We start from the raw sequence: 19,403 nt of genomic DNA on the forward strand, positions 1-19,403 counted from the left end.
CAAGAACCATCACACAACAAACATCACAGTAGACAGGGAGTTCATGCATGAATAAGCGTATCGCAGTAGTCGGTGGTCGTCCCTCGCCCATTCACGGTGCCAAGGAGCTGGGCATCGACGTAGTGCTGGTGCATCAGGAGGGTGACTACGAGCAGGAAATCCTCGCCCATTGCGAACAGGTGGTGCATGCCAGGATTGACGACGCCGAGGCCATCATCAAGGTCCTCGAGCCCCTGCACCGCGACCGTCCGTTCGATCGCATCATGACCACTACCGAAGTGGCAGGCGAGTCAACGGGCAAAGTGGTCGATCACTTCGGTCTCACCGGGGTTTCCTATAAGACTGCGCGCCTGCTCAAGGACAAAGTGGCCATGCGCGAGTTGCTGGTCGAGCACAACCTGAGCCCGGTTGCCTATCGCCATGTCACCAGTGCGCAGGATGCCGTCGCGTTCGTCAAAGAGCATGGCAAGTCGGTTCTCAAGCCCGCCGAAGGCGTGGCCAGCCTGCATATCCATCCCTGCGATGACGCAGCCTCTGCTTCCAAGGCCTGGCAGGCGCTTCAGGATGCCGACGTCAAGCACATTATCATCGAGGAGTACCTGGAGGGGCCGGTCGTCAGCGTCGACTCCTTCTCGTTCAAGAGGCGCCACCTTCCCATTGGTTACTCCCAGTACCGCATGAACGACAAATACGTTGAGTGGGAAGTCAGCACGCCGAGCACCGAGGCCAGGAAATGGCTGAGCGAGCTGAAGGAAATGACCTGCCGCCTGCTCGACGCGGTAGAACTGGAAGAGGGGCCCTCCCATAGCGAGTTCGTGCTGACCCCCAAGGGGCCTCGTGTACTCGAATCCCATGCTCGCCTGGCGGGCTCGGGTGCCCCTGAACTGGTGCGGCGTGCGTTCGGCCTGGACCTGAACCGCATGTTCCTGACTGTGCCGCTGGGTATCGACACTCTGCCGCAAGTGTCGCCCGAGCCGAAAGCGGGTGCCGCGATCCAGTTCTTCGTACCGACACCTGGCAAGGTCAGAAAGGTCGAGCTCGATCTCAAGCCTGACGTCGATGTGCGCCATACCAAGTCAGGCGAGACTCCACGGGTGTTCTTGCCGTTCCTGTTCGAACTGGGCGCAGCCGAGCGTGCCGTAGTCATCCAGAAGCATGAGGGCGATACGATTCCACCGCTCGACACCGTTGCCGACTGCGTTTCAGGGTATGTCCTGGCAACAGGCACCTCGCGCGAGGATGCCGTGCGTATCGGTGACGAACTGGTAGCGGCGGTCAACTTCATCGTGGATCCCACGGCATGAAATATGTCCTCTGCTTGCACCGTTGGGTCGGTAGCCAAGCGCTATACGACCGATACGAACTGCCGGCAGGAATGCAGATTCGGGCGATCTGTACGCCCGAATCCTGCGCGTCCCTGCCGAGCGAGCGCCTGGCGTCAAGCTCGGTGCTCGTCTCACTGGACGATGCTGAGGCGGTCATGGCTGAGGCCGAGCGTCTGGTCGAGCAACATGGGGTTCCAGCGCTGGTGGTTGCCCTCAATGAGGGCGACCTGCTCAATGCGGCTTCTATCCGTGAGCGATGGCAGGTACCGGGAGATCTTGTCGCGTGGACCGAGCGGTTCCGCGACAAGCTCACCATGCTGGAGGTCGCAGGCCGGCAATCGTCGATCGGCGTGTTGCCTGCTTCGCCTGCCGATTCCCGCGAAGCGGTGGAGCGACTGGCTGCTGAACACGGCTATCCGCTGGTGCTCAAGCCGCGCTACGGCACGGCGAGTCGCGGCGTAAAGTTTCTTCGCGGCCCAAGGGATCTTGATCAGATCGGGCAGGCCAAGGAGCCGATGATGGTCCAGGCTTGCTGCGCGGCCCCCATCCTGCACGTTGACGGCTGGTGGGATGGGCAACGGATTGTGGTAGTCACGGCGTCGCGTTATGTGAACAGCTGTGCCGATTTCGGTCCGGATAGCCCGCTGGGCAGTATCGAACTCGAGGAGGGCGACAACGAACGGCGGATTGCGGGGCGCGTCGAACAACTGCTGGCGGTCTTCGCGCCTGAGCGAGAAATCGTCTTCCACCTCGAACTGTTCGACCTGGATGACAAATTGCTGTTCCTGGAAATCGGTGCCCGGGTCGGTGGCGCCGAAATCCCGTTCCTCTGGCGAGAGGTGAGGGATATCGACCTGCTGGGGATCGCTTGGGAAATCCAGACCGGGGCGTCTACCCGCTACCGGGACCTTGCGCGCAGCCTTAGCAAGGAGGGCAGGCCATTGCACCGCGAGCGGGGGGCATGGGTGATCGCCCGCCGCAACAGCTCGCCGCGTGAAGGCTTGGGTACCCTGTACTGGGCTCAGCCGCAGAACCTGGATCGCTTCGCCAGCGGTGTTTATGAGGGCGCTGGCACGCGCCTTCGGCTGCGCAGCTTCGATCGTCCCGCGCTGGTACGTGACGTGGGGAAGATCTTCGAACAGTTATCCGAAGCATGGGGAGCTCAATCTTGAAAACAGCAGTTGTTACCGGTGCAAGCAGTGGCATTGGCGAGGCATGCGCTCGTACCTTGGCCAGTCGTGGTTGGCGGGTATTCCTTGTGGCGCGCAGGGGGGATCGGCTCGAGCAGATTGCCGGCGAAACCGGCGGACGCGCCATTGTGCTGGATGTGACACAGGCGCGAGAGGAGGACTTGGTGCAGGTTTTCGAGTGCGATCTTCTGGTGAACTGTGCGGGCGGGGCGATCGGCCTGGATGGGGTAGACGCGGCCAGTGCCGAGGACTGGACGAACATGTTCAACAGTAACGTCCTTGGGACTTTGCGGATGACCCAACTGCTATTGCCTCGGCTCATCGCGTCCCAAGGGTGCATCATCAATATCACCTCAACGGCTGCGCTAGCCGGATATGAGGGGGGAGGCGGCTATTGCGCGGCCAAGAGTGCCCAGCGCGCACTGACCCATTCCTTGCGACTGGAGATGAAGGGTATACCGGTGCGCATCACCGAAGTGCTCCCCGGCATGGTGCATACGCCAGAGTTTTCCTTGAATCGTTTTCGCGGCGACGCCGAACGGGTCAGTGCCCTCTACAAGGATGTCGACCGGCCTTTGAGCGCGGACGATGTCGCCCAGGTTGTGGCTTGGGTTGCCGATCAGCCTGCACATGTTAATGTCGATGAAATCGTGGTTCGGCCAGTGGCACAGCGTGCTCAGCATGCGCTGTTCCGCGGCAGCCTCGGCTGGTTCGAGCCGCAGCGGGCCGATACATCCCCTTTGAACGATGGAGCACGCCAATGATGGCGCTGGAAAGCCTGGCCGGTGTGGCCATCATCTCCTTGGGCATGGTGCTGACACCGGGTCCCAACATGGTCTACCTGACCTCGCGGGCGATTTCCCAGGGGCGGCTGGCCGGGATGATTTCGCTGGCGGGTGTGGCGCTAGGCTTCGTGTGCTACTTGTTGGCGGCGGGACTGGGACTGGCCGCTTTGTTCAAGGCAGTGCCAGTCGCCTACGATGTCGTCAGGATCGCAGGCGCATTTTATCTGGGCTATCTGGCCTGGAACATGCTGAAGCCCAGGGGGAGTTCCCCCTTCGAGGCGCGGGAGCTGCCACCTCACTCGCGGAGACGGCTGTTCACCATGGGGCTTGTGACGAACCTGCTGAATCCGAAGATTGCGCTGATGTATTCCGCGCTGATCCCGCAGTTCATCGACCCTTCCGCAGGATCTACCTTCCAGCAATTCATCCAGATGGGGTTGGTACAGATCACCATTGCCGTCACCGTGAACGGCATGATCGTTCTCGCCGCCTCCCGGGTCAGTGGATTCCTGGCCAAGCGACCTTCTGCCATGCGCACCCAACGCTGGGTGTCCGGGACTGTCCTGGGCGTCTTCGCGGTCGATATCCTGCTGCGCAAACCGCTCACCTGATAGGGAGCGAGTGTTTCGCCTGACCGTAATGCTGTTCACTTGAGTATTTGAGCCTCAGCCGGACTTCCTCGAAAATCCGATGCCAGACCTCTGGCATCGGATTTTTATGGTGCGCCCAGCATGGGCGTAATCTTGTGCGTAGATCCGGCGGTTGTGCGGGGACATTGCCGTGCAACTGATCGTGATGGCCGCGGACAACCCGATTTCAGGTACAGACGGATGATTGGCAGGGTTAAGAACCGGTATCGGAGGGGTGTTTCTGAATCACCGTCCAAGGCCTTCAAGGCCAGGGACGGTGAAAATATCAAAGCCCCGGTTTCCAGTGGACCGTAAGGCTGCTCCGCTTAAGTGAGCAGCATTACGCTTTTCAGCAGGGCTTTTGAGGTTTTCAGCCTTTCTGGCGTCTCAGGCAACCAGTGCCTGGCGAGTACGCTCGATCACAGCCTGCAGCGGCTCGGCGCTGGAGTATTGATCGGGGTACAGGCGTTCGCTGTGACGAGCGATGCCGTGTTCGTTGACCAGAGTGAAGCTGAAGCAGCCTTTGCGAGCGGCCATGATCAGGCAGTTCATTGGAGCAAAAGCGTTGGTTAGGGTGCGAATGGCATCCTGAGTGTGGATTTGAGTAGACATAATCGGGTGTTCCTACAAGCGACACGGATAAGAACCGTGCAAAATTAAAACGTTCCAGTGACGACGACCACCATTGGTCGAACGAAGAACCCGACTGGAACAAAGCAGCCAGTTTGAAGCGCTGATAAGTTGGCGCGCTTGGGCTGGCAGGTAGGTACTTAGGAGGGCAGGCAACACATCAGGGGCAAAGGTTCTGGGCCCGGGGTGAAGATCCTGATCAATTTGCAGGTTGGTTCGGTCAGAGTAAGTGAACTTCGCAACACCCTTTGCTTTCGATTCAAAGGCTGTGTTGACGCAAGATTTACCTGGAAACCATCGAGGTGGTCGATCCCGCTTTGTCGGTGAAGGCTTCTCTCAGGGAAGGCTGACCGGGGGGATTTGTTCGACCAGAATTGACTTTCAGCTTGGTACTAACGCCGCGGATACTAACGGATTGAATGGCCGAAGGGAAGCCTGCTCGCAAAAAAACACTGAAGTGCCGGCCGACCACATCCGCAAGTGCTGTCGGAAAATGTCATCGGCCGACACGTGCCCCGCAATTGCCCAAAAAACGGCCGTTGATCCGAGAGGGCGATCGAGCCAGGATCAATCTGCGGCGCGGGTTGCCGGGTTTATCCCCAGGCGTCACCGTAAAAACGCGCCGAAAAAGCGCACCGATATAACCGCCTCGCAGGTACTTGTGCACATTAGTTGCGCGGACTGTCATCCCACTGTCATCCTCGCTTCACCGAGGGTGGGTGCCTGTAACGAAAATTTAAGTCAATGAAAAACATCGCTTTTTTTTACTGGTGAAAAAATCGTCAGTTTGACTGCGAGCCCCATTCCACACGGCTTTGCGCGACTTCAAGGGCGGTTGTCCACTGAGTTATCCACAGCTTCTGTGGATTGTCCCGAGCGCTTGCTCTAGGACGGGCGTGCAGGCTTTTCTCGACTTTACCTGTGCGAAAAAAAGAGTAGAGTGGCGCGCCTTCCGATCTGCCCCACAGTGCTTTATGAAGTTTCGCTCAGTACCAGTCTCTCCTGCCTCAGCACCCTCCAGCATTAACCCACCCAAGCGCTTTTCGATGCGTGTGGCCGAGTGGCTACTGGACAGCCCGCGCCTGGGCGAAAACCCCAACGTCAAACACTTCGCCGGACGTTTACTCAAGCAACCTGCCCGTGAAGGCGTAGTGGCCGCGCAAAGCCGCCTCGGCCAATTGATGTGCCGCGAATGCGGGAATGCCCGGGATCGCCGTATTGGCCAGGACCTGTTGCGCCAGGCTGCGCGCGCAGGGGACCGACGCGCCCAGCAGGAACTCGGCCTGATCGAAGACTGAGCTGTCCAAGACCTGACGCCTTGGTTAACCTTCACGCTTTATCTAATCGGCAGGAGTGGCTATGGCGATGGACTTGACCAGCGCATTGCTGGGGCTGGCGGGCGCTGCACTGCCGTTGCTGGTACTGGCCTGGCAACTTCAGCGTCGGGCGAGTACGGGGCAGGCCGAACTGGCATTGCTGGAAGAGCGCCTGGCCATGGCCCAGCTGACGCAGGATGGCTTGAACGCCCAGCTCGACACCTGCCGTGATGAAGTCGCTGACCTGAGCCAGGCCAACGCCGCCAAACAAGCCGATCTGGCAGCCCTGCGCCGTGAAGTCGAATTGCTGCAGATCGAACGCGACGATGCCCGCGACGCAGCCCACGCCTGGAACATCGAACGTGCCGGCAAAGAAGCTGAGTTGCGTCGCCTGGACGCTCAGGCTGCCTCCCTCAACGCCGAGTTGCGTGAGCAGCAGGAAAGCCATCAGCAGCGCCTCAACGACCTGCAAGGCTCGCGAGACGAACTGCGAGCGCAATTCGCCGAGCTGGCGGGCAAGATCTTCGACGAGCGCGAACAGCGTTTTGCCGAAACCAGTCAGCAGCGTCTGGGGCAATTGCTCGATCCGTTGAAGGAGCGCATCCAGTCGTTCGAAAAGCGCGTCGAGGAAAGTTATCAGGCCGAAGCCCGCGAACGCTTTTCCCTGGCCAAGGAACTGGAGCGTCTGCAACAACTGAACCTGCGCCTGAGCGACGAAGCCACCAACCTCACCCGCGCCTTGAAAGGGCAGAAAACCCAAGGCAACTGGGGTGAACTGATTCTTGAGCGGGTGCTTGAACACGCGGGCCTGGAGAAGGGGCGCGAGTACCAGACCCAGGTCAATCTGAAGGGGCCGGACGGTGAGCGATTCCAGCCGGATGTGATTATTTACCTGCCTGGCGACAAGCAGGTCGTGGTCGATTCCAAGGTCAGCCTCACGGCTTATCAGCAATATGTGGCCGCCGAAGACGACGGCATCGGCCAGATCGCCATCAAGCAGCACGTGCTGTCCCTGCGCAATCATGTCAAAGGCCTGGCCGGCAAGGACTACAAGCGGCTCGACGGGTTGCACAGCCTGGATTTCGTCCTGCTTTTCGTCCCGATCGAAGCGGCGTTTTCCGCGGCGTTACAGGCAGAGCCGACGTTGTTTCAGGAGGCCTTCGACCGCAACATCGTGATCGTCAGCCCGACCACGTTGCTGGCCACTTTGCGGGTCATCGACAGCCTGTGGAAGCAGGAGCGCCAGAGCCAGAACGCTCGGGAAATCGCCGAGCGCGCCGGGTGGCTGTACGACAAGTTCGTGTTGTTCATTCAGGATCTGGATGAGGTTGGCAATCGCTTGCAGCAACTGGACAAAGCCTACAGCTCTGCCCGCAATAAGCTGACAGAAGGCCGTGGCAACCTGGTCAGTCGCAGCGAACAGCTCAAATTGCTTGGCGCGCGGGCCAGCAAGAGCTTGCCGGCGGACCTGCTGGAGCGGGCCATGACGGATGTCGATGGCTTGGCCGAGTTGCCCGAATAAGCCATCTTTTTCGATGGCATCTGTGGCGAGGGGGCTTGCTGTGGCGAGGGAGCTTGCTCCCGTTGGGCTGCGCAGCAGCCCCCGTTTCCCGTAAAGCAATCCGCGTTGCGTGTTTTGCGACTGCTGCGCAGTCTAGCGGGAGCAAGCTCCCTCGCCACGGGTTCTGGGCTAGCCAGACGCATTTATTACAACGGCAAATGCCGACTCAACAACGCCCGCAACGCCGCCGGCTTCACCGGTTTGGCCAGGTAATCCAGGCCCGCTGCATGCACCTGGGCCACGGTCTCCGGCCGTCCATCGGCGCTGATCACCACCCCCGGCACCGGCTCGCCCAATTGCGTGCGCAACCACGCCATCAAGTCGGTTCCGGTCTCGCCATCGTCCAGGTGGTAATCCACCAGCGCCAACTGCGGGCGCATCCCGTCGTTGAGCAGCGTCGCGCATTCATCACGGTTGCGCGCGGTCCAGACCTGGCAACCCCAGCGCGTGAGCAGGCTGTTCATGCCGATCAGGATGCTGTCCTCGTTATCAATGCACAGCACCTGTGCGCCGCCGAGCAAATGGCCATTGAGTTCGGCAACCTTGGCCGGCACCGCGGCTTGTGCCCGAGCCAACGGCACGCTGACACTGAATACACTGCCGCGCCCCGGCCAGGAGCGTACGCGCAAAGTGTGACCGAGCACGCGGCACAGTCCATCGGCAATCGCCAGCCCCAGGCCCAGGCCTTTCTCGGCCCGGGTCTGGTGGCTGTCGAGGCGTTTGAACTCTTCGAAAATCACCTGTTGTTTGTCTTTCGGAATACCCGGTCCACGGTCCCAGACCTCCAGGCACAGCTCGCCGTTGCGCCGCCGAACGCCGAGCAGCACGGGGCCTCTGGCGTAGCGGAAGGCATTGGTCAGGAAGTTCTGCAAGATCCGTCGCAGCAGTTTTATGTCGCTGTCGACCCGTAGCGTGCTGCCCCGGACGCGGAATTTCAGCCCCTGTTCCTGAGCAAGTGCCTTGAACTCGGCTCCCAGCGTGTCAAACAACTCATTGAGCACGAAGGGCCTGCGATCAGGGTTGATCTTGCCGCTTTCCAGACGGGAAATATCCAGCAGATCACTGATCAGGTCTTCGGCCGAACGCAGTGAGCTGTCCAGGTGATGAACCAGCTTCTGCGCTTCGCTGGACAAACCCTCTTCCTGATGGGAGAGGGCGGCGGAGAACAGCCGCGCGGCGTTCAGCGGTTGCATCAAGTCATGGCTGACGGCGGCCAGGAAACGCGTTTTCGACTGGTTGGCCGATTCGGCGGTGCCCTTGGCTTCGGTCAGGGCAAGGTTGAGTTGCGACAGTTCGTGGGTCCGTTCGGCGACCCGCCGCTCAAGGCCTTCATTGGCTTCGGTCAGCGCCTGCTCGGCTTCGCGGAACGCGGTAATGTCGGTGAAACTCATGACGAAACCGCCGCCGGGCATCGGGTTGCCGATCAGTTCGATCACTCGGCCGTTGGGGAACAGTCGCTCGGAGGTATGGGCGCGGCCCTGACGCATCCAGTGCAAGCGACGGGCGACATGCACTTCCGCTTCGCCGGGGCCACACAGGCCGCGTTCGGCGTTGTAGCGAATGATGTCGGCAATCGGTCGGCCGACGCTGATCAAACCGTCGGGGTAGTTGAACAGCTCCAGGTAGCGCCGGTTCCAGGCCACCAGTTTCAGCGACTGGTCGATCACGCTGATGCCCTGGGTGATGTTCTCGATGGCGCCTTGCAGCAGGGCGCGGTTGAATTGCAGCACTTCCGAGGTTTCGTCGGCGATCCGTACGACGTCCTCCAGTTGCATTTCCCGACCTTCGATGGCGGCTTTTACCACCGCCCGAGTCGAAGAGGCGCCGAGTACACCCGCCAGCAAGCGTTCGGTATGGGCGATCCATTCACCGTCGGCGTTCTGGTTCGGGTTGAAGCCTTTGCCCTGGCGGTAGGCGAAACGGATGAAGCTCTGACGGGCCCGTTCTTCGCCGACAAACCGGGCAGCCAGTTGCAGCAAATCGTCGATCTGTACCGCCAGCATCGAGCGGGCGCTGGGGCGGGGGCTGATTTCCTGGCCGATGAAACGACCGGCCTGCCAGTGCTCCGAAACCCGTGTGCGTGACAGCACCGAGACCCAGGCGAACAAGGTGAAGTTACCCGCCAGGGACAACACCACGCCCTGAGTCAGCGGCGTGATCGGCAGGTTCAGCGGATTGCTTTGCAGCCAGGCCAGGCCCGGAAAACTGCTCAAGGGCAAGCCGAGGCTGTTGGCGGCAACCGGCAACACCAGGGTGTAGAACCAGAGGAATGTCCCGGTGGCCAGACCGGCGAACACGCCACGGCGGTTAGCCTGTTTCCAGTACAGCGCGCCGAGCATGGCCGGGGCCAGTTGGGTCACGGCGGCGAAGGCAATCTGGCCGATGGTCGCCAGGCTCGCGGTCGAGCCCAGCAGGCGATAGCTGACGTAGGCCAGCAGCAGAATGACCACAATGCTCACCCGGCGCACCGAAAGCATCCACTGGCGGAACACTTCGAATGGCCGTTCGGCGTTGTTGCGCCGCAGCAACCATGGCAGCAGCATGTCGTTGGAGAGCATGGTCGACAGCGCCACGCTGGCGACAATCACCATGCTGGTCGCCGCCGAAGCGCCGCCGATAAACGCCAGCATTGCCAGGGCAGGGTGAGATTGGGCCAGAGGCAGGCTGATAACGAATGAGTCCGGCAGCACCGAACTGGGTAGCAACATCTGACCGGCCAGTGCAATCGGCACCACAAAAAGCGCGGCCAGCGCCAGATACGTCGGGAACACCCACTTGGCCAGGCGTAAATCCTGGGGGTCGATGTTTTCCACCACGGTCACGTGGAACTGCCGGGGCAGGCAGATGATCGCCATCATCGCCACACCGGTCTGCACTACCATGGACGGCCAGTTGATGGTTTCCTTCCAGTACTCTTCCAGGCGCGGGGCGAGCATGGCCTGGTCGAACAGGTCGTCGAAACCGTCGTACAGGCCGTAGGTCACGAACGCGCCGACCGCGAGAAAAGCGAACAGCTTGACCAGCGATTCAAAGGCAATCGCCAGCACCATGCCGCGGTGGTGTTCCGTGGCGTCGAGGTTGCGGGTACCGAAAACGATGGTGAACAGCGCCAGTACCAGGGAGACGATCAGCGCCGTGTCCTGCGCGCGCGTGCCCATGGCGTCGGCGCCGGCGCCGATCAACAGGTTTACACCCAGCACGATGCCCTTGAGTTGCAAGGCAATGTAGGGCAGCACGCCGACCAGGCAGATCAGCGCGACGACTACCGCCAGGGACTGGGATTTACCGTAACGGGCGGCGATGAAGTCGGCGATGGAGGTGATGTTCTCCTGCTTGCTGATCATCACCATTTTTTGCAGGACCCACGGCGCGCACACCAGCAGCAGGATCGGCCCGAGGTAGATCGGCAGGAAGGACCAGAGTTGTTCGGCTGCCTGGCCCACGGCGCCAAAGAACGTCCAGCTGGTGCAATAAACCGCCAGCGACAGGCTGTACACCCAGGCACGCACCCGTGGCGGCAGCGGCGTGCTGCGACGGTCGCCGTAAAAGGCGATGGCGAACAGGATGGCCATATAGGCCAGGGCGACAATGGCGATCAGCCCGGTGGACAGCGACATGGGAACTCCAGACAAAAGACATCCGGGACTGCGCCCGATCCAGACAGTCTCGCATGACCGCCTGAGTTAGTCAGTGTCGACCAAGGTCGTGGCGTGGCGGGGTGTCGCAGGTTGGGAGTCAGTTGGATCTTTGGTGTCTTTTCGGGTCTCTTCGCGGCGTTACTGACTCAACGCAATATCGATCAGCCGATGCAACTCTTCAACCTCCAGCGCCTGCGCCGCAAACAGGATGCGAAACACCGTCGGTGCCACCACCATATTGATCAGCCGGTCGACACTTGGCCGCGATTGATCGGGATAGCGATCCAGAATCGTCTGCAACTGCCCGCCAATGATCGTCACGCAATAGCCCGGCGTGGCGCTGGATTGCACGTCGCGCATCATGTTGCGCCCGGGTTCGGAACTCATTTCATCCAGATACTGCTCGGCCCAAGCCCGCACGTCCCCGCGTAAGCTGCCGGTATTGGCCGGCTCACTGTCGGGGCGCATGCGGGCGAGGGCGACATCAGCGAGCAGTGCTGACAAATCCCCCCAGCGCCGATAAATGGTCGACGGCGTCACCCCGGCCCGGGCAGCAATCTGCGGCACAGTCACGCAGGCGCGGTCCTGCTCTTCGAGGAGCGCGCGGACAGCCGAATGAATCGACTCTTGAACCCTGGCACTTCTGCCACCAGGGCGTAAACCTTCTTTAATAGCCATGCGGCGGACCTTAACACAAAGAATTTGCTTTAAGCGCTGACCAGTAGCACACTCCGCAAAAGCAAAAAATTAGCTTTTGCGGAGTGTGCTCATGTCTCTTCCAGCGACAAATCGTTCCAGCCTGTGGTTTCTGGCGATCACCTTACTCAGTTTTCTCGCCGCTTCCACCGCGCCGACCCCGTTGTATCACCTCTATCAGGAGCACCTGCAGTTCTCAGCCGCGACCCTGACCCTGATTTTCGGTGTCTACGCCCTCAGCTTGCTGGCGGCGCTGCTCACGGTCGGTTCGCTGTCGGATTATCTGGGGCGCAAACCGGTGATTTTTACCGCTGTGTTGCTGAATATGCTGGCGATGTTGCTGTTCATCAACGCCGACAGCGTCGCCTGGTTGATCGGTGCGCGAGTACTTCAGGGGTTTGCGACGGGAATGGCCACCGCCGTCTTGAGTGCGGCGTTGCTGGACACCGATCGCCAGCAAGGGCCGATGGTCAACAGTGTTGCGCCGTTGCTGGGCATGGCGCTGGGGGCCATGGGTTGCGGATTATTGGCCGAGTTTGCGCCCCTGCCGCTGCAATTGACCTATTGGGTGTTGTTCGCGCTGTTTGCGATGCAAGCGCTGTACGTCTGGCGTCTGCCGGAAAGCGTCAGTCGACAACCGGGTGCCTGGGCCTCGCTGCGCCCGACCCTGCATGTGCCGATTCAGGCGCGGCGAATGTTGTGGCGGGTGCTGCCGATTGACCTCGCGGTGTGGGCGCTTGGCGGCTTTTTCGCCTCCCTGGCGCCGTCTCTGGTGCGGACAGCCACCGGGTCGACGTCGAATCTGATTGGCGGTGCGACGGTGGCCGTGTTGACGGTGACCGGTGCCTCGATGATCTACACCTTGCGCAATCGGCCGGCCGACAAGGTCTTGCTGCTGGGCGCGAGCTTGCTGCCCGCAGGCGTTGCGCTGATTCTGCTGGCGGTCCACAGCGCCAGCCTGCCATTGTTTTTCTTCGGCACGCTGGTGGCGGGCAGCGGATTCGGTACGGGTTTCCTTGGCGCCTTGCGCAGCATCGTGCCGCTGGCCTTGCCTCATGAGCGGGCCGGGTTGATGTCGGCGTTTTATGTGCTCAGTTATCTGGCGTTCTGCTTGCCGTCGTTGCTGGCCGGTAATCTGACCCGCAGCTTTGGGCTGGTGGCGACCACCGACGGTTACGGCGCGGTACTGATCATCCTGTCGCTCGGTGCGCTGATCGGCTTGCTTCGTGAGCGGTCTGTCAAAGTCTGTGGCGTCGATGTCAGATGACCGTTAGCCTTGGCACCGCCATTCATTTCGACGGACCGACCCATGAAGATCATCCGCAGCAAATCCTTCACCGGTGACCGCGCCTGGGCGGCGCTGGACATCGCCAACATGAACGGTATCACCACCCGTTTGCACTGGACCGATCAGCCGTATAAATGGCACGTCAACGATGGCCAGGAAGTGTTCGTGGTGCTCGACGGTCAGGTGCAGATGCGTTATCGCGAAGCAGGCCTCGAAAAGGAAACCCTGCTGGAGGTCGGCGATATTTTTTATGCCTCGGTGGGCACCGAACATGTGGCTCATCCGCAGGGCGTGGCGAGGATATTGGTGATCGAGACTGAAGGCAGCGTCTGATGCTATATCTGCAAAACAGATAACAGTTAGAGATATTACCCGTTATATCGATATTCTATTCGGATCTATCATGAGCGCCTACCTCATTAGAGGACAGGAGTTCGCCATGACCTGCACCCGTAGCGTTAAACCCGGTATCAAGCCGTTCAGTCATCTGCAGCACCCAAGAGAAGCCATCCGCCAATTCACCCCGAACTGGTTCGCGGCGACCATGGGCACTGGTGTATTGGCGCTTGCGCTTGCGCAACTGCCGGTGTCGACTCCCGGTCTGCATGCGTTGGCCGAAGGCTTGTGGCTATTAAATATTGGCCTGTTTGTGTTGTTCACGGCCATGTATGCCGCGCGTTGGGTCATGTTCTTCGACGAAGCGCGGCGGATTTTCGGCCACTCCACGGTTTCGATGTTTTTCGGCACCATTCCCATGGGCCTGGCGACCATCATCAATGGCTTTCTGCTGTTCGGCCTGCCGCGTTGGGGCGACGGTGTGATTCATGTCGCCGAAGTGCTGTGGTGGCTGGACGTGGCGATGTCGCTGGCCTGCGGCGTACTGATTCCCTACATGATGTTCACCCGTCAGGAGCACAGCATCGACCAGATGACCGCTGTCTGGCTGTTGCCGGTGGTGGCGGCGGAAGTGGCGGCTGCCAGTGGTGGCTTGCTGGCGCCGCACCTCGCCGATGCTCATTCGCAGTTAGTGGTGCTGGTGACCAGCTACGTGCTTTGGGCTTTTTCCCTGCCAGTGGCGTTCAGCATTCTGACCATCCTGTTGCTGCGCATGGCGTTGCATAAATTGCCCCACGAAAACATGGCCGCCTCGAGCTGGCTGGCGCTTGGGCCGATTGGCACGGGTGCGCTGGGCATGTTGTTGATGGGCGCCGACGCACCGGCGATCTTTGCCGCCAACAGTCTGCCGGGGATCGGTGAAATAGCTGAGGGCCTTGGGCTGGTGGCCGGGATCACGCTGTGGGGCTTCGGGCTTTGGTGGATGCTGATAGCACTGCTGATCACCGTGCGTTACTTGCGCGCCGGTATCCCGTTCAATCTCGGCTGGTGGGGTTTCACGTTCCCGCTGGGTGTCTATTCCCTGACTACGCTGAAACTGGCCAGCACCTTGAACCTGACGTTTTTCAGTGTCTTTGGTTGCGTGTTGGTGGCCATGCTGGCGGTGATGTGGCTGATTGTCGCCAAACGCACGGTGCAGGGCGCGTGGAAGGGCGAACTGTTTGTCTCACCGTGCATCGCAGGATTAAAGAAATAACCGGCAAAGATTAGGTAATGTGTGTGGCCTGGATCGACGTTCGACATTCCAATAACAGTATCCACGCCACCCTCTACCAAAAAAATCAGGGACACATGGAAGATGAGTCACCCCTCGCAGTTCACCTTGCTTCGCACTCGGCGCTTCCTGCCTTTTTTTGTCACGCAGTCCCTTGGGGCCTTTAACGACAACATCTTCAAGCAGTCGCTGATCCTCGCCATTCTGTACAAGCTGACCATCGAGGGTGACCGTTCGATCTGGGTCAACCTGTGTGCGCTGCTGTTTATCCTGCCGTTCTTCCTGTTCTCGGCGCTGGCCGGGCAGTTCGGGGAGAAGTTCGCCAAGGACGCGCTGATCCGTCTGATCAAGCTCGGGGAAATCGTCATCATGACGGTGGGCGCGGTCGGTTTCATGTTCGATCACCTGTCGCTGATGCTGTTGGCGCTGTTTGCCATGGGCACCCACTCGGCGCTGTTCGGGCCGGTGAAGTACTCGATCCTGCCGCAGGCCTTGCGCGAAGAAGAGCTGGTGGGTGGCAACGGGTTGGTGGAAATGGGCACCTTCCTGGCAATTCTCGCCGGGACGATTGGCGCCGGCATCATGATGTCCGCCAGCAACTACGCGCCGGTGGTGTCCACGGCAATCATCGGCATTGCGGTGCTCGGTTATCTGGCCAGCCGCAGCATTCCCCGAGCTGCGGCGGCATCGCCGCAAATGCGCCTGAACTGGAATATCTTCAGCCAGTCCTGGGCCACGTTGAAGCTGGGCCTGGGGCAAACCCCTGCGGTCTCGCGTTCGATCGTCGGCAACTCATGGTTCTGGTTTGTCGGGGCGATTTATCTGACGCAAATCCCGGCGTATGCCAAGGAATGGATGCACGGCGACGAGACCGTGGTGACGCTGATTCTTACCGTGTTCTCGGTCGGTATTGCACTGGGTTCGATGCTTTGCGAGAAACTCTCCGGGCGCAAAGTCGAGATCGGTCTGGTGCCGTTCGGCTCATTCGGCCTGACCGTATTTGGCCTGTTGCTGTGGTGGCATTCCGGTGGAATTCCGGACAGCGTTACCGGCCATGGCTGGATCGAAATCCTTGGCTTCGGTCACACCTGGCTGGTGTTGATCGACATCCTCGGGCTGGGAGTCTTCGGCGGTTTCTACATCGTGCCGCTGTATGCGCTGATCCAGTCCCGCACCGTCGAGAACGAACGGGCCCGAGTGATTGCCGCCAACAACATTCTCAACGCCCTGTTCATGGTGGTGTCGGCGATTGTGTCGATCGTCTTGCTGAGCATCGCCAAGCTGTCGATCCCGCAGCTGTTCCTGGTGGTGTCGCTGCTGAACATCGGCGTCAACGCGTACATCTTCAAAATTGTCCCCGAGTTCAGCATGCGTTTCATGATCTGGCTGCTCGGCCATTCCATGTACCGCGTCGAGCATCGCAACCTCGAGCTGATTCCCGATGAGGGTGCTGCGCTGCTGGTTTGCAACCATGTGTCGTTCGTCGATGCGTTGCTGATCGGTGGGGCCGTGCGTCGGCCGATTCGCTTTGTGATGTATTACAAAATCTACAACCTGCCGGTGCTGAACTTCATCTTCCGCACGGCCGGGGCAATTCCGATTGCCGGGCGCCAGGAAGACATTCAAATCTACGAAAAAGCCTTCACCCGCATTGCCCAGTATCTGAAGGATGGCGAGCTGGTGTGTATTTTCCCTGAAGGCAAGTTGACCGCTGATGGCGAGATCAACGAGTTCAAGGGCGGGCTGACGCGGATTCTCGAAGAAACGCCGGTGCCGGTGATTCCGCTGGCGTTGCAAGGGTTGTGGGGGAGTTTCTTCAGCCGCGATCCGAACAAGGGCTTGTTCCGTCGGTTGTGGTCGCGGGTGACCTTGGTGGCAGGGCCGGCGGTGGCGGTTGAAGTGGCGGAGCCAGCTAAGTTGCAGGCGTTGGTGGGGGATTTGCGTGGGGCCGTCAGATAGTTGGTGACTTTGCGGGCGTCATCGCGGGCTTGCCCGCGATGACGTCAGTGGCCTAAGCGCTGACCTTGAGCCCAACCAACCCGGTAATGATCAGTGCCACACTGGCCAGCCGAAACAGTGCCATGGATTCACCAAACAGAATGATCCCGGCGATCACCGTGCCCACTGCACCCACGCCGGTCCAGATCGCATAGGCCGTGCCCAGCGGCAATTCCTTCATGGCAAGGCCCAGCAGGCCAAGGCTGATCGCCATGGCGGCAACGGTCAATGCGGTGGGAAGAGGGCGGCTGAAGCCGTCGGTGTATTTCAGGCCAACGGCCCAGCCGACTTCGAACAGACCGGCAAAAAACAGAATGATCCAGGACATGGAAGACCTCCATCGATGGATGGGGTCGTCCCCGGATTAAGCACTCGATCGAGCCGCGAGGTCGTCCCCGCGTTGCGCGATAGAGTGCCCATCATTAACCCGAGGATCAAGTTTTCGGATCAGTCAGCCACTTGCTGAGCAGCGATTTTCCGATCCTCTTTTTCGCTCATGCGACGGAAATACGTCGAGAGCAGGGCCCCGGAAATGTTGTGCCAGACGCTGAACAGCGCGCTCGGCACCGCCGCCAGCGGCGAGAAGTGCGCACTGGCCAGTGCCGCACCCAGACCGGAGTTCTGCATGCCGACTTCCAGTGCCAGGGATTTGCGCTGGGCCAGCGGCAGGTTGAACAGGCGCCCGGTGAAGTAACCCAGCAAGTAGCCGAAGCTGTTGTGCAGCATCACCACGGCCATGATCAGCAGACCGGATTCGGCAATCTTCGCCTGGCTGGCGGCCACCACGGCCGTGACGATGATCACGATGCTCACCACCGATACCAGCGGCAACACTTCTACCGCGTGACGAACCCGATCACCGAGTACGCGTTGGGCAACCACGCCAAGTACGATCGGCAACAGCACGACTTGCAGGATCGACCAGAACAGCTCCATGAACGACACCGGCAACCAGGCCGAGGCCAGCAGCCAGATCAGCGCCGGTGTCAGCAATGGCGCGAGGAGGGTGGTGACGGCGGCAATGGCCACCGACAACGCCAGGTCGCCGCGAGCCAGCCAGGTCATCACGTTCGACGAGGTGCCGCTCGGGCAACAGCCGACCAGAATCACCCCGACGGCGATCTCTGGCGGCAGGTGGAATACCTGGCAGAGTAACCATGCCATGCCGGGCATGATCACGAAGTGGGCGACCACGCCCAGGGCCACGCGCCACGGATGGCGAGCGACTTCGGCGAAGTCTTCGAGCTTGAGGGTCAGGCCCATGCCGAACATCACCAGCCCCAGCAGCGGCACAATGGCGCCTTTCAAACCGATGAACCAGGCCGGCTGCAGAAACGCCACGATGGCGAAAATCAGTACCCAGTAAGCGAAGGTGTTGCCGACAAAACGACTCAATGCAGCGAGTGCGCGCATGGCCTGATCCTTGTTATGTGTTTAAAAGCGGGTAGGGCTTGGAACTTGGGTTGCCTGCAAAAAGATCGCAGCCTTCGGCAGCTCCTACATTTGAAATGCGATCCTCTGTAGGAGCTGCTGAAGGCTGCGATCTTTTCTTACCAGGCGCCGCCGATCAAGGCCGGCGCCCTAAGGCAATCAGATACCCTGTGGGGTCTCTTCACCGCCCAACGCTTCAACCAGTGCCGGCAGGAAGTCGCCGAAGGTCAGCATCATCAGGGTGAAGCTGGCGTCCAGTTGGCCCAGTGCTTCGTCGCCACCGTCCTGCTCCGCCTGATCTTGCAGCAGGTCTTCGAACTTCAGGCGCTTGACCACCATTTTGTCGTCGAGCACGAACGACAGTTTGTCCTGCCAGGCCAGCGACAGCTGAGTGACCACTTTGCCGGTGCTCAGGTGCAGCTGGATTTCTTCGCTGGTCAGGTCCTGACGCTTGCAACGCACGATGCCGCCGTCTTCGTGGGTGTCGCGCAGTTCGCACTCGTCCAGCACAAAGAAATCGTCTGCGGCTTTCTGAGTGGTAACCCACTCGGTCATGGTTGCGGTCGGCGACATCTTCACCGTCAGCGGACGTACCGGCAGCGAGCCGATCACTTCACGCAGGGTGGACAGCAGGTCTTCGGCACGTTTCGGGCTGGCCGAGTTCACCAGGATCAGGCCCTGTTTCGGCGCAATGGCGGCGAAGGTCGACGAGCGACGGATAAAGGCGCGGGGCAGGAAGGCCTGGATGATTTCATCCTTGATCTGATCGCGTTCCTTTTTATAGACCTTGCGCATTTGTTCGGCTTCGATCTCTTCGACCTTTTCCTTCACTGCGTCACGCACGACGCTGCCCGGCAGAATGCGTTCTTCTTTACGGGCGGCGATCAGCAGGAAGTCTCCGCTGACGTGTACCAGCGGTGCATCTTCGCCTTTGCCGAAGGGCGCGACGAAACCGTAGGTGGTCAACTCCTGGCTTGCACATGGACGCGCCAGTTTGGTGGCCAGTGCAGTTTCCAACGCCTCGGCATCAAAAGGCAGATCTTGGGTCAGGCGATAGATAAGCAGGTTTTTGAACCACATGGGGTGAGTCTCTCCTTTATACAAAGGGGGGCATTATTGTCTTCGCCGGGTCATAGGCCAACCCTTCTCTAAGCCTTTGGAAGGCCTGAGAAAATTATTTAAAAAAGTGCTTGCCAGAGGTTGGGTCGCTCCGTAGAATGCGCGCCACACCGAAGCGAAGGGTGATTAGCTCAGCTGGGAGAGCGTCTGCCTTACAAGCAGAATGTCGGCGGTTCGATCCCGTCATC

At 60.2% G+C, this 19,403-nt stretch carries 16 protein-coding genes; 10 read left to right on the top strand and 6 right to left on the bottom strand.

The features are described from left to right. Nucleotides 1-47 precede the first annotated feature (47 nt). The 4 genes from AC07VO_RS20045 to AC07VO_RS20060 are packed head-to-tail and all read left to right on the top strand — an operon-like array spanning nt 48 to nt 3,911. On the top strand, nt 48-1,304 hold the full coding sequence (locus tag AC07VO_RS20045) for an ATP-grasp domain-containing protein (protein WP_086945826.1): 1,257 nt from the start codon (nt 48-50) through the stop codon (nt 1,302-1,304). Beyond that, a complete protein-coding gene (locus tag AC07VO_RS20050) occupies nt 1,301-2,497 on the top strand; it encodes an ATP-grasp domain-containing protein (protein ID WP_086945825.1) in 1,197 nt (398 codons plus the stop codon). Before AC07VO_RS20045 ends, AC07VO_RS20050 begins: the two co-directional genes overlap by 4 nt. Beyond that, nucleotides 2,494-3,279, top strand: a complete 786-nt coding sequence (locus tag AC07VO_RS20055; protein ID WP_018925149.1) for an SDR family oxidoreductase — start codon at nt 2,494-2,496, stop codon at nt 3,277-3,279. The genes AC07VO_RS20050 and AC07VO_RS20055 overlap by 4 nt, the downstream gene beginning before the upstream one ends. Continuing rightward, the gene (locus AC07VO_RS20060; protein ID WP_018925150.1) at nt 3,276-3,911 is read left to right on the top strand and encodes a LysE family translocator; all 636 of its coding nucleotides are present in this window, start codon (nt 3,276-3,278) and stop codon (nt 3,909-3,911) included. The genes AC07VO_RS20055 and AC07VO_RS20060 overlap by 4 nt, the downstream gene beginning before the upstream one ends. A gap of 405 nt (nt 3,912-4,316) precedes the next feature. Here the strand turns inward: AC07VO_RS20060 and AC07VO_RS20065 are convergent, their stop codons facing one another. Continuing rightward, complete coding sequence (locus tag AC07VO_RS20065; RefSeq protein ID WP_007898912.1) at nt 4,317-4,541, bottom strand: hypothetical protein; 225 nt, start codon at nt 4,539-4,541, stop codon at nt 4,317-4,319. A gap of 992 nt (nt 4,542-5,533) precedes the next feature. Between AC07VO_RS20065 and AC07VO_RS20070 the strand changes: the two genes are divergently transcribed. Together AC07VO_RS20070 and AC07VO_RS20075 are read left to right on the top strand one after the other, a co-directional pair. Further along, complete coding sequence (locus tag AC07VO_RS20070) at nt 5,534-5,857, top strand: SEL1-like repeat protein (protein WP_082920890.1); 324 nt, start codon at nt 5,534-5,536, stop codon at nt 5,855-5,857. Nucleotides 5,858-6,032: 175 nt separating this feature from the next. Further along, entirely contained in the window at nt 6,033-7,397 is a 1,365-nt protein-coding gene (locus AC07VO_RS20075) for a DNA recombination protein RmuC (RefSeq protein WP_169342498.1), read from the top strand. Nucleotides 7,398-7,582: 185 nt separating this feature from the next. On the opposite strand, the gene AC07VO_RS20080 is transcribed toward AC07VO_RS20075, so the two are convergent. Both AC07VO_RS20080 and AC07VO_RS20085 read right to left on the bottom strand, forming a co-directional pair. Further along, on the bottom strand, nt 7,583-11,053 hold the full coding sequence (locus AC07VO_RS20080) for a hybrid sensor histidine kinase/response regulator (RefSeq protein WP_086945824.1): 3,471 nt from the start codon (nt 11,051-11,053) through the stop codon (nt 7,583-7,585). A gap of 159 nt (nt 11,054-11,212) precedes the next feature. Continuing rightward, entirely contained in the window at nt 11,213-11,752 is a 540-nt protein-coding gene (locus tag AC07VO_RS20085) for a TetR/AcrR family transcriptional regulator (protein ID WP_086945823.1), read from the bottom strand. 91 nt (nt 11,753-11,843) lie between these two features. On the opposite strand from AC07VO_RS20085, the gene AC07VO_RS20090 reads away from it, so the two are divergent. The 4 genes from AC07VO_RS20090 to AC07VO_RS20105 all read left to right on the top strand — a co-directional run bounded on the left by AC07VO_RS20090 (nt 11,844) and on the right by AC07VO_RS20105 (nt 16,626). Continuing rightward, nucleotides 11,844-13,037 carry an MFS transporter gene (locus AC07VO_RS20090; RefSeq protein WP_086945822.1) on the top strand — a complete coding sequence of 398 codons (1,194 nt, stop codon included), beginning with the start codon at nt 11,844-11,846 and terminating at the stop codon, nt 13,035-13,037. 42 nt (nt 13,038-13,079) lie between these two features. After that, nucleotides 13,080-13,391, top strand: coding sequence for a cupin domain-containing protein (locus AC07VO_RS20095; RefSeq protein WP_007936125.1), 312 nt, complete (start codon nt 13,080-13,082; stop codon nt 13,389-13,391). A gap of 106 nt (nt 13,392-13,497) precedes the next feature. Then, nucleotides 13,498-14,649 carry a TDT family transporter gene (locus tag AC07VO_RS20100; protein WP_086945821.1) on the top strand — a complete coding sequence of 384 codons (1,152 nt, stop codon included), beginning with the start codon at nt 13,498-13,500 and terminating at the stop codon, nt 14,647-14,649. Between the two features lie 102 nt (nt 14,650-14,751). Then, nucleotides 14,752-16,626 (top strand): MFS transporter, encoded by a 1,875-nt coding sequence (locus tag AC07VO_RS20105; protein ID WP_086945820.1) that lies wholly within the window; start codon nt 14,752-14,754, stop codon nt 16,624-16,626. Between the two features lie 52 nt (nt 16,627-16,678). Here the strand turns inward: AC07VO_RS20105 and sugE are convergent, their stop codons facing one another. The 3 genes from sugE to rdgC all read right to left on the bottom strand — a co-directional run bounded on the left by sugE (nt 16,679) and on the right by rdgC (nt 19,176). Then, on the bottom strand, nt 16,679-16,993 hold the full coding sequence (gene sugE, locus AC07VO_RS20110) for a quaternary ammonium compound efflux SMR transporter SugE (protein WP_018925158.1): 315 nt from the start codon (nt 16,991-16,993) through the stop codon (nt 16,679-16,681). A 119-nt stretch (nt 16,994-17,112) separates the two neighbouring features. Then, on the bottom strand, nt 17,113-18,078 hold the full coding sequence (locus AC07VO_RS20115) for a bile acid:sodium symporter family protein (RefSeq protein WP_018925159.1): 966 nt from the start codon (nt 18,076-18,078) through the stop codon (nt 17,113-17,115). 177 nt (nt 18,079-18,255) lie between these two features. Next, nucleotides 18,256-19,176 carry a recombination-associated protein RdgC gene (gene rdgC, locus AC07VO_RS20120; RefSeq protein ID WP_007936132.1) on the bottom strand — a complete coding sequence of 307 codons (921 nt, stop codon included), beginning with the start codon at nt 19,174-19,176 and terminating at the stop codon, nt 18,256-18,258. Nucleotides 19,177-19,403 lie beyond the last annotated feature (227 nt).

Source organism: Pseudomonas sp. GW821-FHT03E01, from assembly GCF_059420765.1.

Coding starts and splice junctions, on each gene's coding strand:
- AC07VO_RS20050 (WP_086945825.1), top strand. CDS start 1,301: ATGAAATATGTCCTCTGCTTGCACCGTTGGGTCGGTAGCCAAGCGCTA.
- AC07VO_RS20105 (WP_086945820.1), top strand. CDS start 14,752: ATGAGTCACCCCTCGCAGTTCACCTTGCTTCGCACTCGGCGCTTCCTG.
- AC07VO_RS20070 (WP_082920890.1), top strand. CDS start 5,534: ATGAAGTTTCGCTCAGTACCAGTCTCTCCTGCCTCAGCACCCTCCAGC.
- rdgC (WP_007936132.1), bottom strand. CDS start 19,176: ATGTGGTTCAAAAACCTGCTTATCTATCGCCTGACCCAAGATCTGCCT.
- AC07VO_RS20060 (WP_018925150.1), top strand. CDS start 3,276: ATGATGGCGCTGGAAAGCCTGGCCGGTGTGGCCATCATCTCCTTGGGC.
- AC07VO_RS20115 (WP_018925159.1), bottom strand. CDS start 18,078: ATGCGCGCACTCGCTGCATTGAGTCGTTTTGTCGGCAACACCTTCGCT.
- AC07VO_RS20045 (WP_086945826.1), top strand. CDS start 48: ATGAATAAGCGTATCGCAGTAGTCGGTGGTCGTCCCTCGCCCATTCAC.
- AC07VO_RS20090 (WP_086945822.1), top strand. CDS start 11,844: ATGTCTCTTCCAGCGACAAATCGTTCCAGCCTGTGGTTTCTGGCGATC.
- AC07VO_RS20080 (WP_086945824.1), bottom strand. CDS start 11,053: ATGTCGCTGTCCACCGGGCTGATCGCCATTGTCGCCCTGGCCTATATG.
- AC07VO_RS20065 (WP_007898912.1), bottom strand. CDS start 4,541: ATGTCTACTCAAATCCACACTCAGGATGCCATTCGCACCCTAACCAAC.
- AC07VO_RS20095 (WP_007936125.1), top strand. CDS start 13,080: ATGAAGATCATCCGCAGCAAATCCTTCACCGGTGACCGCGCCTGGGCG.
- sugE (WP_018925158.1), bottom strand. CDS start 16,993: ATGTCCTGGATCATTCTGTTTTTTGCCGGTCTGTTCGAAGTCGGCTGG.
- AC07VO_RS20100 (WP_086945821.1), top strand. CDS start 13,498: ATGACCTGCACCCGTAGCGTTAAACCCGGTATCAAGCCGTTCAGTCAT.
- AC07VO_RS20085 (WP_086945823.1), bottom strand. CDS start 11,752: ATGGCTATTAAAGAAGGTTTACGCCCTGGTGGCAGAAGTGCCAGGGTT.